Here is a 15,417-nt window from a genome sequence, read left to right on the forward strand (position 1 = left end):
CGACCACCTCGGCCGGACGGTCGACGAAACGATTCATGCGAGGGCGGGAGAAGACACCCCACGCACTGCTACCCTCCGCCGCCATGACCTTCGGTGATCAAGGACTCGGTCCCCCTCCCGAACGGGAGCGCATACGACGGCGCCGGCGGACCCGGCGCTCGGCGGCCGTCGGGTCCTGCGTGGCCCTCTGCGTCGCCGTCGCCGTCGGGACGGCGCTGATCGCGGAAGAGGACGACGGCGCCCGCCCCGGGTCCGCTCCCCCGGCGACCACGACCGCCTCGGCACTCGCCGCCCTGCCGTCCGCGGACGCGGGGCTCCCCTCGTACGCCGCGAGCGCACTCCCCTCGCTGCTCGCCCGCCCGGTCATCCGGCCGGAGCAGGCGTTCCCCTCGACGAACGTCCGGCTGAAGGACGGCTCCCGGTACGCCCGCGTCGACCTGTCCACCACCGTCGACTGCGCGCGCGGCATGACGCCCGGGCTCGCCCGGCTGGCCGGACAGGGCGGGGGGTGCTCCCGGTCCACGGCGGCCCTGTTCACGGACACCGAGCGGCGCTCGCAGGTGACGGTCACCGTGCTGAGCTTCGTGCGGGCGCAGGACGCCTCGCGCGTGTTCACGACGGTCTCGACGGACCCGGTGACGTATCGGGCCGTCCCGTTGGATCCGCCGCCGCAGGCCGGTCTGCCGACGGTCCCGCCGGACTCGGCCGGGGTCTTCCGGCAGGCGATGACCGTCCGGTCGGTGGTGTTCGCGAGCGGGCGGTGGAGCGACGGCACCGAGACGGGAGAGGCCGAACTCGCCGCCCGGACCGAGGGGTTGCTCCAGCGGGTCGACGAAACGGTGGCCGCGTACGAGGAGGGAAGACGGTGACTCCGGCTACCCGCACCCCGACCCGGGTGTGACACACGCCACTCGGATTGACCACCGTAAGCGCTGAGCAGCCTCGTTCGGTATCTCGTACATAGCGACGTACGCTCCCCTACCCCTCAGGAGGCGCGCATGTCGCGCAGGAGAACTCTCGGCACGAAGAAGAAGATCGCGCTGCTCGTCAGCGCCGCGGCGGTGGCGGGCGCCGGGGCCTTCGCCATGGCGTCCACCTCGAACGCCTCACAGGACGCGCAGGACGCCAGGACGCTGTCCGCCGGGGACTCGACCGTCTGCGCGGGACTGGCCACGGCCCTCGGCAACAACGAGAAGTTCATCGAGGGCCAGAGGACGAACCCGGACGCGCAGTCCGCGGCCCGGATCGCCAACCGTGAGGCGGTCATCGCGCAGATCAAGGTCCAGCAGCAGGCGTCCGGCTGCGTCGTTGGGGAGTCGGCTCAGGACTCCCAGGCGGCACAGCCCTCGCAGGCGGCCTCCGCTCCGGCCGCTTCCGCGCCGGCGGCCTCCGCTCCGGCGGCCTCCGCTCCGGCCGGAAACACGGGCAACACCGGAAACGCGGGAAACGGCGGCGATGCCGCCTCCGGCCAGCAGGTCTGCAACGGTTCCACGGTGACACTCTCCGGCGAGGGCGGTGCCCCGGCCGCGTCGAGTAACCAGTTCCCGGCGGGGACCAAGCTGAAGGTCACCAACCTGGACAACAACAAGTCCACGACCGTCGAGGTGACCTCGGTCTCCGGCAGTTGCGCCCTGCTCAACAACGCGGCCTTCGAACTGGTCCGTGAGCCCGGCAAGTTCCTGATCCGCCGGGCCCTGATCGAGAAGGTGGGGTGAGCTCCGGCCGCCGGGCACCTCGGTGAACCGGCGGCGCCCTGCGGAGCATCCCGCAGCGGTGTACGGGTCATCGGTCCTGCTGCTCGCGGCCACGAGCGGCAGGACCGACGCGTCGGGTCCGCGGGCGCCGCATCGCATACGAACCGCCGTGCCGCCGCTCACACCGTGAGCCGCACCACAGAACCACCAGGTAACACGGGGTTCACATTCGAGCAATGACCGGGAAATCGCCTGTTGACAAGCTGCCGGGCAAACAGGCGGCGCCCCAGTGCCGCAGCGCCGCAGCACCCGCACGTGCGTCAGACACACCCCCGAAGGAAGTGGCCCGTGACCTTCAAGGCTGAGTACATCTGGATCGACGGCACCCAGCCGACGGCGAAGCTCCGTTCCAAGACGAAGATCATCGCGGGCGAGCCCGCCGGTCTCGACGCGCTGGGAATCTGGGGCTTCGACGGGTCCTCCACGAACCAGGCCGAGGGCCACTCCTCGGACCGTGTCCTCAAGCCGGTCTTCACCTGCCCCGACCCGATCCGCGGCGGCGACGACATCCTCGTCCTGTGCGAGGTCCTCAACATCGACATGACGCCGCACGAGTCCAACACGCGTGCCGCGCTCACCGAGGTCTCCGAGAAGTTCGCCGCGCAGGAGCCGATCTTCGGCATCGAGCAGGAGTACACGTTCTTCCAGGACGGTTACCCGCTCGGCTTCCCCAAGGGCGGCTTCCCGGCCCCGCAGGGCGGCTACTACTGCGGTGTCGGCGCGGACGAGATCTTCGGCCGTGAGGTCGTCGAGGCGCACCTGGACAACTGCCTGGCCGCCGGTCTCGCGATCTCCGGCATCAACGCCGAGGTCATGCCCGGCCAGTGGGAGTTCCAGGTCGGCCCGGTCTCCCCGCTCGAGGTCTCCGACCACCTGTGGGTGGCCCGCTGGCTGCTCTACCGCACCGCCGAGGACTTCGGCATCGCCGCCACCCTCGACCCCAAGCCGGTCAAGGGCGACTGGAACGGCGCCGGCGCGCACACCAACTTCTCCACCAGGGCGATGCGCGAGGGCTACGAGGCGATCATCACCGCGTGCGAGTCGCTCGGTGAGGGCTCCAAGCCGCTGGACCACGTCAAGCACTACGGCGCCGGCATCGACGACCGTCTGACGGGACTGCACGAGACCGCCCCGTGGAACGAGTACTCCTACGGTGTCTCCAACCGTGGCGCCTCGGTCCGTATCCCGTGGCAGGTCGAGAAGGACGGCAAGGGCTACATCGAGGACCGCCGCCCGAACGCCAACGTCGACCCGTACCTGGTGACGCGTCTGATCGTCGACACCTGCTGCTCGGCGCTGGAGAAGGCCGGCCAGGTCTGATCCGCTCCACGGCTCTCGTGAAGGGGCGCTCGCCGACTCGGCGGGCGCCCCTTGCGCATATCCTGCGCTCCCATGGGGACGGAGAGAGACCGGGCGGACCTCGACCGGGCGTACGGCTCGCCGGAGGACGTGCCCGCACTGCTGCGGGCGCTGGAGTCCGCGGACGAGGCCGTGCGCGAGCGGGCGGTGGACCGGTTGTACTCCTGCCTGTGCTTCCGGGAGGAGGTCCCCACGGCGCCCGTGGCGCCGCATCTGGTCAGGCTCGCCCTGCACGGGGCCGGCCCCCGGGCCGAACTGCTCAGGCTGCTGGCGAACCTCGCGAACTGGGCCGGACACCCGGACGAGCGGCGGCGCGTGCGGCAGGCCGTGGCGGAGGCGATGCCGTCCCTGAGGCCCCTCGCGCACGACGCCGACCCGGGCGTACGCGAGGCGATGGTGCTGCTGATCGCCGCGTGCGGCCGGGAGGCCGGCCCCACGCCGGCCCCGCTGCTGAGGGACCGGCTCGCCGAGGAGAGCGACCCGCTGGTGCGCGCCCGGATCGTGACGGCGCTCGGGCTGCTGGAGCCGGGCGACGGCGGCTGGCGGCACGGTCTGCTGGCCGACCCCGAGCCCCGGGTCGCGCTCGCCGCCGCCGAGGACCTGCTGCGCACCACCGAACCGCCCCTGCCGCACCCGCTGGTGGACACGTGCGCGCGGGCGTTCACCGCCGTGCCCGACCTGCCGGAGGAACCGGAGACCTCGCTCTGGCCGGCGCACTACCGGCCGCTCACCGAACGGCTGCTGGAGGATCCCGGAGCGGCCCTGCGGGCCCTCGCCCAGGGGATGCCCCTCGCCTTCGAGATCACCGAGCAGTGGCGGGACCGCGAGGCCGACGTGCTCCCGTGGGCGCTGCGCGAGACGGAGGGCGAGGCCTGGCAGTTGTACCGGCTGGCCCAGCTGGCCTGCGCGCTGCCGCCGGAGCTGCACGCGCGCGTGCGCGAGCGGGTGCTGCCGTGCCTGGCCGACGGCAGTCCGGCGGTGCGGGCCGGGGCGGTCACCGCGCTGGCCCGCGCGCGCGTACCGGCCGCGACGGCGGTCGAGGAGACGCTGCGGCTGATCGCGGAGGCGCCCGGTGCGTACGACACCGTCCGCGCCGTCAGGGCGGTGACCGACGAGTTCGCGGGCGCGGCGACGCCCGTGGCGCGGGCGGTGGCCCGGCAGTCGGGGGAGGGTCACTCGGATCTGGTGAAGGTGCTGACGAAATACCCCGAGGTGGCGGCGGAGTTCGTCGAGGAGCTCGCCGGACTGCTGACCCGGCACGGCACCGGCTACCCGTCCGTCGCGGTCGCCGTGCTGAGCGCGCTGGGGCGCGCCGCGGGCGAGGTGGGCGAGCGGGCGCTGCGGACCTGTGTGCGGGAGGGCGTCCACTCCTCGGTCTCGGGGGAAGCCGCGGTGGCGCTCTGGCCGGTCGCCGCGGACCCGGAACCGGCGCTGTCCTTCCTCCGCCGGGAGCTGACCGCCTCGGCCTCCTCCTGGGCGACGGACCTCGCGGGCCGGCTCGGTGCCGTCGGCGCGCCGCTGCTGCCGTTCGTCGAGCCGCTTCTCGCGCGCCGTACGCCGTCCGGCAACCGGGCGGCGGCCGCACTGGCCGTCTGGCGCATCACCGGCAGGACCGAGGACACCGTGGATCCCCTGGCCCGGGAGGCACTGGCGTGGAAGAGGTTCTACCCGGGCCCGCCCCACCCGGTGGCGACGCTCACGGAGATGGGGCTTCTTCCCCGCTTCGCCGTGGAGCCGCTGCGACGCGGCGCCGAGTCGCCCCGGCGGGCCGTGAAGGACCTGATGTACGGCGACGCCGCGCATCCCGACGACGTGCTGCGGGCCGCCGTGCGCAAGCTGCTCACGACCGCGCGCGTCGTCGACTGACGTCGAGTTCGCGCCAGGAACGTCCAAGCCGTGAGAGGAGGCTCCTGTTACGGGCGGGTGTCTGCTTCAATGGGGCCATGGCCAGCTTCCAGAAGTGCACCGCGACGGGTCGCCACGACCTCGAGCCCTTCTGGCCTTCCCGTCAGCACCATGACTTCGACCGGGTGTGTTGCCGCGCGATGAACGCGCCGGCCCTCTAAAGCCGTATACCCCGGCCTTCGGCCAGCGCGCACGACGTACGTCCCCGACGGGCCCGACCACGAGTCGCGGCCGTCGTCCTTCCCGACGGACTTCTCGCGCGAAAGAGCTGACCTCCCATGGCGAACACTCGTCCCCTCTCCTCCGCTCCCAGCCTCACCGCCGCCGCCCCGAACGGCACCGCCCGCCACCGACTGCGGGCCGTCGACCGGGACGAGGTGGTCGACATCGCCGACTTCCTGCCGCCGGGCGCGACCTGGCTGCCCGCTCCCCCGCACACCCTGCCCACCCTGCCGGGCCGGCCGCCGATGGTCGGCTACCTGGTGCTCGTCCCGGCCGACCAGCAGCCGCCGTTCCTTCCGGTGGCGGTGCCGGACCGGCCGGCGGCCGAGGAGGCCGCCGGGGCCGAGGGTGCCGGACGTCCGCTCGTACGGATCGACCCCGTCCAGCGCACGGCCTTCGTGGACGGACAGGAACTCGACCTCACGTACCTCGAGTTCGAGCTGCTCGCGCACCTGGTCGCGCAGCCGAACCGGGTGCACACCCGCGACCAGCTGGTCACCACGGTGTGGGGCTACGGGCACGTGGGCGACGGCCGCACGGTCGACGTCCACATCGCCCGGTTGCGCCGCAAGCTGGGCGCGCAGTACCGCCAGTCGATCCAGACGGTGCGCCGGGTCGGCTACAAGTACACCCCGCCGACCGGCCACTGACCCGTCCCGTCTGCCGTCGGCAGAGCACGGTTCCCCCTCGTGTCCGGACCGGGCAGAGTCATCGGCATGAGACTTCTGGTGCTGGGCGGTACGGAGTTCGCGGGACGGGCCGTCGTCGAGGCGGCCCTCGGACGCGGCTGGGAGGTGACGGTCCTCAACCGGGGGCGGCACGCGTCCGCCCCCGGCATCCGGTCGCTGACCGGTGACCGCACCGCGCCCGGCGGTCTGGACGCGCTGGCCGAGGGCGACTGGGACGCCGTGGTCGACACCTGGTCCGCGGCGCCCCGCGCGGTGCACGAGGCGGCGCGGCTGCTGCGGGGCCGCGTCCGCCGGTACGTGTACGTGTCGAGTTGCTCGGTGTACGCCTGGGCCCCGCCCGCCGGGTACGCCGAGGACGCGCCCGTCGTCGAGGGCGCCGAGCCGGACGCCGGACAGAGCGACTACGCCCGGGACAAGCGCGGCGGCGAACTGGCCGTCCTCGACGCCTTCGGGGCGGAGTCCTCCGTCCTCGTGCGGGCCGGGCTGATCATCGGCCCGTACGAGAACGTCGGACGGCTGCCCTGGTGGCTGACCCGGATCGCCCGCGGCGGCCCCGTCCTCGCGCCCGGCCCGCACGGCCTGCCCCTGCAGTACGTGGACGTCCGCGATCTCGCCGAGTGGATCCTCGGCGGCATCGAGCGGGAGCTGAGCGGGCCGTACAACCTGATGAGCCCGCAGGGACACACGACCATGGGCGAGCTGCTGGAGGCGTGTGTGCGGGCCACCGGCTCGGACGCCGAACTGCGGTGGACGGCACCGCAGACCATCCTCGAAGCGGGCATCGAGCCGTGGACGGAACTGCCCGTGTGGGTGCCGCCGGGCAGCGACATGCACGACGCCCTGCACGCGGCCGACGTCTCCCGGGCGGTGGCTGCGGGGCTGGCCTGCCGTCCGGTCGGGGAGACCGTCGCCGACACCTGGACCTGGCTGAGGTCGATCGGCGGTACGGCGCCCCAGCGTCCGGACCGTTCCCGCAAGGGCCTGGACCCGGAGGTGGAGGCGAAGGTGCTCGCGATCGGCACCGGCGGCCCGGGCCCCGGAGGTGTACCTGGCACCACCCTCTGACCGGGGCGTCGGGCCAGTGACCACCGGTCCACGGCTCCGCCAGACTGACGGCATGAACACCAACACGAAGAGCGGCGGGGCCGGTTCGAGGGCGCGCGGGACGGTGCTCGCCGCCGGGCGGGGACTCGCGCTGGCGGTCGCATCGCTGCCGCTGAGCATCCTGGGCTTCTGTCTCTCCCTCGTGTCCATGGCGCTGATACCGATCGGCGTCGGGGCGCTCACCACGCCCTACGTGGTGAAGGGGGTGCGCGCCTACGCCGAGCGGCGGCGGGCGCTCGCCGAGCGGTGGGGCGGGTTGCGCGTCCCGTCGGCCTACCGGCCTGCCTCCGATTCCGTCAACCCGTTCAGGTGCACCTACGCGCTGCTGCGCGACCCGGCGACCTGGCGGGACCTGCGGTGGCTCCTGGTGGACATGACGGCCGGGTTCGTGACCGCGCTGCTGCCGGCCGTCCTGGTCCTCTATCCGCTCGAGGGGTTCGCGCTGGCGGCCGGGCTGTGGCGGGTCATGGGCGACGGTGACGGGGGCGCCTACTGGTACGGCTTCGTGCCCGTGGACGACCAGCCGACCGCGTTGGGCGCCGGCGCCCTGGCCGGCGCCCTGCTCTTCGTCGCCCACCGGTACACCGTGAGCGTGTTCCAGGTCCACTTCCGCCTCACCGAGGCCATGCTCACCCCGAGCCAGGCCGAGCTTGCCGAGCGGGTACGGGTGTTGACGGAGACCCGGCGGGACGCGGTGGACACCTCGGCCGCCGAGCTGCGCCGCATCGAGCGGGATCTGCACGACGGCGCCCAGGCGCGGCTGGTGGCGATGGGCATGGACCTCGGCGCCGTCGAGATGCTCGTCGACAAGGACCCGGAGCAGGCCAAGGCGCTGCTCGCGCAGGCCCGCCGGTCGTCCGCCGAGGCGCTCTCCGAGCTGCGCGACCTGGTGCGCGGCATCCACCCGCCGGTGCTGGCCGAACGTGGACTCGCGGACGCCGTGCGGGCGTTGGCCCTGCGGCTGCCGGTCGCCACCGAGGTGAGCGTCGAGCTCGAGGGCGGCCGGGTGGAGGCGCCCGTGGAGTCGGCGGCCTATTTCGCGGTGAGCGAGCTGCTCACCAACGCGGTCAAGCACTCCGGCGCCGGCCGGGTCTGGGTCGACCTCCACCACGGTTCGGGCCGGCTGCGGATCTCGGTCACCGACGACGGCGCGGGCGGCGCGGCGATCGGGGCCGGCTCGGGCCTCGCCGGCGTCGAGCGGCGACTGGGTACATTCGACGGCGTCCTGGCCGTCAGCTCTCCCGCGGGCGGTCCCACCATGGTGACCATGGAGATCCCTTGCGTGTTGTCCTAGCCGAGGACCTCTTCCTGCTGCGGGACGGTCTCGTCCGGCTGCTGGAGGCCTACGACTTCGAGATCGCCGCCGCTGTGGAGAGCGGGCCCGAACTGGAGCGGGCGCTCGCCGAACTGGAGCCGGACGTCGCCGTGGTCGACGTCCGGCTCCCGCCCACGCACACGGACGAGGGCCTCCAGTGCGCCCTCCGGGCCCGCCGCAGGAGGCCCGGGCTGCCGGTGCTCGTGCTCTCCCAGCACGTCGAGCAGTTGTACGCGCGCGAGTTGCTGGCGGACGGCACCGGCGGGATCGGCTATCTGCTGAAGGACCGGGTGTTCGACGCGGAACAGTTCGTGGACGCCGTACGGCGGGTCGCGGCCGGCGGTACGGCGATGGACCCGCAGGTGATCCAGCAGTTGCTGGCCCGGCGTTCGGGTGACGGGCAGGGGCCGGTGGACCGGCTCACCCCGCGCGAGCGGGAGGTGATGGAGCTGATGGCGCAGGGCCGGTCGAACGCGGCGATCGCGGGCAAGCTGGTCGTCACCGAGCGGGCGGTGGCCAAGCACACCGCGAATATTTTCGTGAAGCTGGGTTTGGAGGTCTCGGACGACGACAACCGCAGGGTGCTGGCGGTGCTGGCCTATCTGGACCGGGATCGCTGACGCCGCCAACTGCCGTGTCTTGTGAGGGTTTTGGGGTTGTTTCGTCGTACGGGGCTCTCATGAATTTCTGAGCGGGCTGAACGCCGTCGGGGCGACGTGCGTAAAGGAGGGGGCAGCTTCAGCTTCACTCCTGTCGGGCGCCTCGATGCTGCCCCGCAAGGAAGTCAGAGGAGTTCCATGGGACGCAACATACGTAAACGCCGTTCGTCGATGGCCACGAAGGCCGTGGCAGCATCGGCGGCCCTAGCGCTCGGCGGGGGCGGGCTGATCTGGGCGAACTTCTACGCTTCGGCGCACGAGTCGAACTCGGGCCAGAACTCGACCAAGGCCGCCACGGCGGCCGCCCAGGTCGCCACCATCTCCTGCCCGGATGTGGGGCAGAAGCTGACGAATGTGCCCAAGGGAGCGAAACAGGGAGTCGCGACCGAGCTGGCCAACCTCGACAAGCAGATCACCGAGGCCTACAACCGACTCGCTTCCACGCGCCGGGCTCAGACGAACGACGCCAGCTTCGTGCAGAACGCGATCACCGGCCCCCTCAAGGAGAAGCGCGCCGCCACGATCGACCGGATCCGGATCAACATCCAGCGCTCCGGCGGCCAGTTCAACAGCTCGCTGAGCCAGTTGGCGGCCTGCACCACGCAGGCGGCGAACACCAACGCGGGCCAGGCGGGCAACGGCCAGCAGAACGGTGGTCAGCAGAACAACGGCGGCCAGCAGAACAACGGCGGCAACCAGAACAACGGCGGCCAGCAGAACAACGGCAACGCCGGTCAGGCGCAGAACGGCCAGGGCGGTAACGGCCCGGTCGCCGCGGACTTCGTGGACATCACGAAGGTCCAGGCCAACGCGCAGCTGGGCGTCGGCGCGAACGGTGCAGCCGCCAACGGGAACAGCGGTTCCCGGGGCACCTTCACCTCGAGCTGCGGCACCAACGGGAACGACAACCACAACACGGACAACGTGATCGTCGCCCCCGGTGTCACCAACGGCGCGCACCACCTGCACGACTACGTCGGCAACCAGAACAACGACGCGTTCGCGAGCGACCAGGAGCTGGCGGGAGCCGGCACCAGCTGCCAGAACCAGGGCGACAAGTCCTCATACTTCTGGCCGGTGCTGCGTGTCCAGGACGGCTCGCAGGACTTCGACCAGAACAACGACGGCGGTGGCAAGGAGGGCAACGTCGGCAAGATCCTCCAGCCCGCCCAGGCGCAGATCAAGTTCGTCGGCAACAAGAGGGGCAAGGTCGTCGCGATGCCGACCGCCCTGCGCATCATCACCGGCGACGCGAAGGCCTTCGTCAACGGCAACGCCAACGCGAACGTGAACTGGAGCTGCACCGGCTTCGAGAACAAGGTGCAGCTGGAGACCCAGTACCCGATCTGCCCGCAGGGCAGCCAGGTGGTGCGGACGACCAACTTCCAGAGCTGCTGGGACGGTCAGAACATCGACAGCGCCAACCACCGTACGCACGTGGCCTTCGCCCAGGCGGACGGCACCTGCGCCAACGGCTTCAAGGCGATCCCCCAGCTCCAGGTCCGGCTGGTCTACAACGTTCCGGCCCCGAAGCTTCAGAACGGGACGGTCGTGCAGCCGTACGCGGTGGACAGCTTCCCGGAGAACCTGCACAAGCCGATCACCGACCACAACGACTTCATCAACTTCTTCTCCACGAACCTGATGAACAAGATGGTCAACTGCATCAACACCGGCAAGAAGTGCAAGTGACCCGCTGAGCGGGCCGGTCGGTGGAACCGACCGGTGAAGCGGAACGGCACAGCAGACGAGAAGGCCGGCGGTGAGGATTCCTCACCGCCGGCCTTCTCGTGTGCGCGGCACGCGTCGCGTGCGCCGTAGGCGTGGGCTCCGGTCAGTGACCGGAGTGCGACGCGCCGTCGGAGGGCTCGCCCGACACGTGCGCGGAGTGGTCCGTGCCCTCCTCGATGTCACCGCCGAGCGTCTCCCGCAGGGCAGTCACGGTGCTGGTCTCCTCACCCACGGCCACCCACTTGCGACCGACCAGGTAGTGACCGCCGTAGTCCTTGGCCCCGTTGATCCACTCGCGCTGACCGCGGTCGGTGGCGAAGGTCAGCAGGATGAACTTGCCGTCGGCGTTCTTGCAGAGGGCCTGGCGCAGTTCGTCGGCGTCGGTCTGCATGTCGGGCGTGCACTTCACCTCGGCGGCCAGGTGCTCCAGGCTGCCGGTCGCCGTCACCGGGACGCTCTCCTCGGCCCCGTCGGAACCACAGCCCGTCAGTACCAGCGCCGCCGCGGCGGCGGCCACCGCGAGCATCGGTCGGGTCATCTTCATCCGTTCCTCCCTGCAAGAGCCTCGCCCTGGATACGGCTCCCACGCGCGGTGCGCTCAAAATACCCGTGCCCGGTGGGGACACCCGTGCGAGAGTGTGCCGGTGAACCAGGACTGGGAAGATCGTGTGACCGCCGCCTGGTCCGGATTCGACGACCTCCCGCAGGAGCGGGCGGCGGAGTTCCGGGCCGTGATCGACAAGCTCGTGGCCGAGCTCCCCGAAGACAGCCCGCTGGGACCGTTCGAGCAGGCCTGCGCCTGGGACTCGACCGGCCACTCGGACCGGGCCGCCCCGCTGTACCGGGAGGCGCTCGCGCGCGGGCTGGGCGAGGTGAGCGGCTACAAGGGCAGACGAGCCAAGATCCAACTCGCCAGCTCCCTCCGCAACATCGGCCTGGCGGACGAGGGCGTGAAGCTGCTGACCCCCGAACTGGACGCCCCGTCCGACGAGTTGGACGACGCCGTCCGCGCCTGCCTGGCCCTGTGCCTGTCGAGCCTCGGCCGCGACCGCGAGGGCCTGTCCCTGGTGCTCGGCGCCCTGGCTCCCCATCTGCCGCGCTACCGGCGGTCGATGGCCGAGTACGCGAAGGCGCTGCGCGAGGGCTGACCGCCCGGGGTGACCATCCACCGCTTCGCTCGTTCTGCTGGACGTGCAGTCACAGGATGTCGCCCCGCGCCCCGCTCCCGGATCCTCCGCCGACCGGATCGTCGACGTCGAGCAGGCCGAGGCCGCGCTCGTCGAGCACTACCCGCGCCTGGTCCGGCTCGCCTATCTGGTGCTGCCGCCCGGTCTCGGCCGCAGTCGGCGCGTCCTGACCGCCCACGCCCTCGCCCAGCGCGCCCTGCCCCGCGGCAGCGCCTCGACGCCCGTCATCCCGGCCCAGAACGGGGGCGCGGGGGACGGCCGCGACGGCGACCCCGGGTACGCCTACATCCGCCTCCAGGTCGTGCGTACGGCGCTGGAGGCGGGACTGCCGCTGAGGCTCTGGTCGCGTCCCAGGCGCGCACAGCTCCCGCCGCTGCTCCCCCAGGTGTGGGGTCTGCGGCTCTTCCCCCGTTCCGGCGGCGCCGACGAGCTCGCCCTGGACCAGCGGCTGGCCGCGCTGTCGGGCCCGGCCCGGGCCGCCTACGTGCTGCGCGGTCTGGAGCGGCTGCCCGACGACGACGTCCGCGAGGTGCTGACCGGGTCCGGTCTCGCGGACGCCGAGGTGACGGCGGCCCTGCGCGAGGCGGGCCGGATCCCCGCCGCCCGGTACGCCCTGCTCGACTCCCCCGAGTTCGACGCCTGCTCGCTCCAGGCCCGGCCCACCGATCTGATGCGCCGCCGCCGGCACACCAGGGCCGCGCTGGCCGCCGCGGCCGCGCTCGCCGTGTGCGGCGCCCTGGTCGCGCTGCCCGGCGGCGGCTGGGGACCCGACGGCGCGGCCGCCCCGCTGTACGCGCAGAACCCGGCCGCCGAGGCCGCTCTCGACCCCCGGGCGGCTGGTGAAGGCGTCCCCCGCCGCCTGGAAGACGTCCGCACGCACCGACTTCTCCGTCTGGCCCGCGCGCGGCCCCCTCGCCCGCGACGGCGCGCTGCTTCGCCGCGCCCTCGCCGTCTGGGCCCGGCCCGGGGAGTCGGTGCACGTCTCCGCCACCCCCGACACCCCGCTCGGCGGCCCCGCCGGACCGCCCCAGCTCCTGTACGCGGGCGAGGTGGACAACGCGCGAGTGGTGATCCTCTACGACGGTCTGCGCATCGCCCGCTACGCCGAGCCGAAGGACGGCACCGCGGGGGCCGCCCTCGACTTCGCGCGGGTCGACGGCGCGACCGGCGCCGAGGCGGGCGCGCTGGTCCTGGGCCGGGCGGACGGCAACGTGCGCTATCTGACCGCGCCCTGGGTGACGAAGGCCGGCGAGCGGGACCTGTCGAAGCCGGGAGCCGGGGTGATGGACCTGACACTGACCGACGGGATCACCTCGCCGCTGTCCAGCCCGGCCACCCACACCGGCACGTGCACGACGTGGAACGTGCTCCAGCTGACGGACGCCTCCGGCACCCACCTGCTCAGCGACCTCGGCGAGCTCGTGCCCGCCCGCCTCACCGCGGGACGCCCGGCCGCACCGAAGGAGGCGAGCGGCGCGTCGGCGCTGCGGACCTGGGCGCCGTTCGCCTGTTCGCTGGCCGACGCCCGCGGACAGGGCGTACGGACGGTCAACGCCTGGGGCTACACCCGGCAGCAGCTGCCCGACGCGAGCGGAACGGCGACCTGGGTGTGCACCCGGGCCGAGACCTGGCGGGGCGACGGAAGCAGGGTGCTGGCCCAGTTCCACACCCCCGGCGGGCTGTTCGGGGCGGCCGTGGCGAAGGCCGGGGACGTACCGGCGTGCGGGCCGCGTGATCCGCATGTGCTGGCCGGGGTGCTGTGGAAGTCGAAGGGCGGCGGCTGGTATCTCCTCGCGGCCGGCGACAAGGCCACGGCGTCCGTCCGGGCGACGGGCGGGGTCACCGGGTCCGGGCAGGGCAACCTGCTGGCGGTGCCGACGAAGCAGGGCGCGCAGGCCGGCCTGGAGGGCAGGCTGAAGGACGGAAGGTCGATCAGCGGCCTGCGCTGACCCCGGCGGTCGGCGGGGGCTCAACGGGCTGCGCCGACCCCGGCGGTCGGACCGACCAGCGGGCGTCGCTGACCCGGCGGTCGGACCGGCGCACCGGGCGGGTCGTGACGGTCGCGGCCGACGCGACCGTGCCGGCCGCCGTCCGCGCCGAACTGCCGAACACCCTCTACTCGTGCGCGCAGGGTTTCTGCGGAACCTGCCGGCAGCGGGTGCTGCCGGGCGAGGCGGACCACCGGGACGAGTTGCTCACCGACGCGGAGCGCGGCGACTCCATGTTGATCCGCGTCTCACGGGCGCGCAGCGGGCGGCTGGTGCTGGACCTGTGACCCGGCGCAGCACTCGAACGGTCACGCGCGAGATGGCGCGAAAGATGACCGACATGTGACCGGACAAGTAGCCGGATAAGTGACGGAGAGGGTGAAGGTCTGCACCGGTCCGGTCCGTTCTGGGCCGGAACCGATCGGTAAGGTGTTCGCATGACTACCGGGGTTCGTCGCAGAATGGGAGTCGAGGAGCGTCGGCAGCAGTTGATCGGCGTCGCCCTCGAACTGTTCGCCCAGCGCTCGCCCGACGAGGTCTCCATCGACGAGATAGCCGCGGCCGCGGGCATCTCGCGCCCCCTCGTCTACCACTACTTCCCCGGCAAACTCAGCCTGTACGAGGCCGCGTTGAAGCGGGCATCGGAGGATCTGGCGGGCCGGTTCGCCGAGCCGCACGAAGGACCGCTCGGCTCCCGGCTGCTCCGGGTGATGCGCCGCTACTTCGACTTCGTCGACGCGCACGGCCCGGGCTTCTCCGCCCTCATGCGCGGCGGCCCCGCGGTCGGGTCCTCGACCACGAACGCCCTCATCGACTCCGTACGCCAGAACGCCTACGAGCAGATCCTGTCGCATCTTGGCGTCGCCGACGCGCCCCCGCGCCTGGAGCTGGTCGTCCGCTCCTGGATCTCGCTCGCCGAGTCGACCGCGCTGATCTGGCTGGACGGGCGGCGCATCCCGCGCGAGGAGCTGGAGGTCCAGCTCGTGCAGGACTTCGCCGCGCTGACCGCCGTCAGCGCGGCCCACGACGACGAGCTGCGCACCCTGCTGCGGCCCGTGCTCGGCGGCGAGCCGGCCGAGGGGCCCTTCGGCGACCTCGTCACCCGGCTCATCGCCCTCGCCTCCTGAAGCGGCCTAGCTCTCGTACTTGCGGTAGGACGGGTCGAGGTCGCGCACCTCGGCGGAGGCGTGCACCGCCGAGACGCCGTCCCGGGGCTCGACGTGCTTGCGCAGCAGGTCCAGTACGGCTTCGGTGAGCCGGGCCTTCGTCTCGTCGGAGCGGCCGGCGAGAAGGGCGAGGGTGACGTGCACGATGGCGGGTCCACCCTGCCCCGTCGCTCCCGTGTCTCCCACCACTTCGTCCTCGGTCCGCAGGACCCGGGTCTTGCACGCCTCGATCCGCGCGGCCGCCACCTCGACGACCACCGGGTGCAGTGCGAGCGCGAACGCGGTCCAGTCGACGTGGTCGAGCGCCGGGGAGCGTTCGACGGTGATCTGCGGCATGG

13 protein-coding genes and 2 pseudogenes are annotated in these 15,417 nt (G+C 72.5%); 13 read left to right on the forward strand and 2 right to left on the reverse strand.

The window, feature by feature from the left end; genetic code table 11:
* Positions 1 to 83: 83 nt before the first annotated feature.
* From QF030_RS13640 to QF030_RS13680, 9 genes are all read left to right on the forward strand, one after another.
* Positions 84 to 869, forward strand: a complete 786-nt coding sequence (locus QF030_RS13640; protein ID WP_307162931.1) for a hypothetical protein — start codon at positions 84 to 86, stop codon at positions 867 to 869.
* Between the two features lie 129 nt (positions 870 to 998).
* Positions 999 to 1,715, forward strand: a complete 717-nt coding sequence (locus QF030_RS13645) for a hypothetical protein (protein WP_307162932.1) — start codon at positions 999 to 1,001, stop codon at positions 1,713 to 1,715.
* A gap of 327 nt (positions 1,716 to 2,042) precedes the next feature.
* On the forward strand, positions 2,043 to 3,074 hold the full coding sequence (glnII, locus tag QF030_RS13650; protein WP_307162933.1) for a glutamine synthetase: 1,032 nt from the start codon (positions 2,043 to 2,045) through the stop codon (positions 3,072 to 3,074).
* A gap of 72 nt (positions 3,075 to 3,146) precedes the next feature.
* On the forward strand, positions 3,147 to 4,979 hold the full coding sequence (locus tag QF030_RS13655; RefSeq protein WP_307162934.1) for a HEAT repeat domain-containing protein: 1,833 nt from the start codon (positions 3,147 to 3,149) through the stop codon (positions 4,977 to 4,979).
* Between the two features lie 317 nt (positions 4,980 to 5,296).
* Positions 5,297 to 5,890, forward strand: a complete 594-nt coding sequence (locus tag QF030_RS13660; RefSeq protein WP_307162935.1) for a winged helix-turn-helix domain-containing protein — start codon at positions 5,297 to 5,299, stop codon at positions 5,888 to 5,890.
* Between the two features lie 66 nt (positions 5,891 to 5,956).
* Entirely contained in the window at positions 5,957 to 6,994 is a 1,038-nt protein-coding gene (locus tag QF030_RS13665; RefSeq protein WP_307162936.1) for an SDR family oxidoreductase, read from the forward strand.
* Positions 6,995 to 7,046: 52 nt separating this feature from the next.
* On the forward strand, positions 7,047 to 8,327 hold the full coding sequence (locus tag QF030_RS13670; RefSeq protein WP_307162937.1) for a sensor histidine kinase: 1,281 nt from the start codon (positions 7,047 to 7,049) through the stop codon (positions 8,325 to 8,327).
* A complete protein-coding gene (locus QF030_RS13675; protein ID WP_307162938.1) occupies positions 8,312 to 8,968 on the forward strand; it encodes a LuxR C-terminal-related transcriptional regulator in 657 nt (218 codons plus the stop codon). The genes QF030_RS13670 and QF030_RS13675 overlap by 16 nt, the downstream gene beginning before the upstream one ends.
* Positions 8,969 to 9,145: 177 nt before the next feature.
* Complete coding sequence (locus QF030_RS13680) at positions 9,146 to 10,699, forward strand: DUF1996 domain-containing protein (RefSeq protein WP_307162939.1); 1,554 nt, start codon at positions 9,146 to 9,148, stop codon at positions 10,697 to 10,699.
* A gap of 142 nt (positions 10,700 to 10,841) precedes the next feature.
* On the opposite strand, the gene QF030_RS13685 is transcribed toward QF030_RS13680, so the two are convergent.
* Entirely contained in the window at positions 10,842 to 11,282 is a 441-nt protein-coding gene (locus QF030_RS13685; RefSeq protein ID WP_307162940.1) for a hypothetical protein, read from the reverse strand.
* A 100-nt stretch (positions 11,283 to 11,382) separates the two neighbouring features.
* On the opposite strand from QF030_RS13685, the gene QF030_RS13690 reads away from it, so the two are divergent.
* The 4 genes and pseudogenes from QF030_RS13690 (at position 11,383) to QF030_RS13705 (ending at position 15,040) form a co-directional block, all read left to right on the forward strand.
* Positions 11,383 to 11,886 carry a tetratricopeptide repeat protein gene (locus QF030_RS13690; RefSeq protein WP_307162941.1) on the forward strand — a complete coding sequence of 168 codons (504 nt, stop codon included), beginning with the start codon at positions 11,383 to 11,385 and terminating at the stop codon, positions 11,884 to 11,886.
* Positions 11,887 to 11,929: 43 nt separating this feature from the next.
* A pseudogene (locus QF030_RS13695) lies at positions 11,930 to 13,874 on the forward strand (hypothetical protein).
* An 86-nt stretch (positions 13,875 to 13,960) separates the two neighbouring features.
* A pseudogene (locus tag QF030_RS13700) lies at positions 13,961 to 14,200 on the forward strand (2Fe-2S iron-sulfur cluster-binding protein); the annotation flags it as partial.
* Positions 14,201 to 14,350: 150 nt separating this feature from the next.
* Positions 14,351 to 15,040: a TetR/AcrR family transcriptional regulator gene (locus QF030_RS13705; protein WP_307162942.1), complete on the forward strand. Its 690-nt coding sequence runs from the start codon at positions 14,351 to 14,353 to the stop codon at positions 15,038 to 15,040.
* Positions 15,041 to 15,046: 6 nt separating this feature from the next.
* On the opposite strand, the gene QF030_RS13710 is transcribed toward QF030_RS13705, so the two are convergent.
* The gene (locus QF030_RS13710; RefSeq protein ID WP_307162943.1) at positions 15,047 to 15,415 is read right to left on the reverse strand and encodes a 5-carboxymethyl-2-hydroxymuconate Delta-isomerase; all 369 of its coding nucleotides are present in this window, start codon (positions 15,413 to 15,415) and stop codon (positions 15,047 to 15,049) included.
* Positions 15,416 to 15,417: the final 2 nt, after the last annotated feature.

This window comes from Streptomyces rishiriensis, assembly GCF_030815485.1.
Lineage (GTDB): Bacteria > Actinomycetota > Actinomycetes > Streptomycetales > Streptomycetaceae > Streptomyces > Streptomyces rishiriensis_A.

Coding starts and splice junctions, on each gene's coding strand:
- QF030_RS13640 (WP_307162931.1), top strand. CDS start 84: ATGACCTTCGGTGATCAAGGACTCGGTCCCCCTCCCGAACGGGAGCGC.
- QF030_RS13645 (WP_307162932.1), top strand. CDS start 999: ATGTCGCGCAGGAGAACTCTCGGCACGAAGAAGAAGATCGCGCTGCTC.
- QF030_RS13655 (WP_307162934.1), top strand. CDS start 3,147: ATGGGGACGGAGAGAGACCGGGCGGACCTCGACCGGGCGTACGGCTCG.
- QF030_RS13660 (WP_307162935.1), top strand. CDS start 5,297: ATGGCGAACACTCGTCCCCTCTCCTCCGCTCCCAGCCTCACCGCCGCC.
- QF030_RS13665 (WP_307162936.1), top strand. CDS start 5,957: ATGAGACTTCTGGTGCTGGGCGGTACGGAGTTCGCGGGACGGGCCGTC.
- QF030_RS13670 (WP_307162937.1), top strand. CDS start 7,047: ATGAACACCAACACGAAGAGCGGCGGGGCCGGTTCGAGGGCGCGCGGG.
- QF030_RS13680 (WP_307162939.1), top strand. CDS start 9,146: ATGGGACGCAACATACGTAAACGCCGTTCGTCGATGGCCACGAAGGCC.
- QF030_RS13685 (WP_307162940.1), bottom strand. CDS start 11,282: ATGAAGATGACCCGACCGATGCTCGCGGTGGCCGCCGCCGCGGCGGCG.
- QF030_RS13705 (WP_307162942.1), top strand. CDS start 14,351: ATGACTACCGGGGTTCGTCGCAGAATGGGAGTCGAGGAGCGTCGGCAG.
- QF030_RS13710 (WP_307162943.1), bottom strand. CDS start 15,415: ATGCCGCAGATCACCGTCGAACGCTCCCCGGCGCTCGACCACGTCGAC.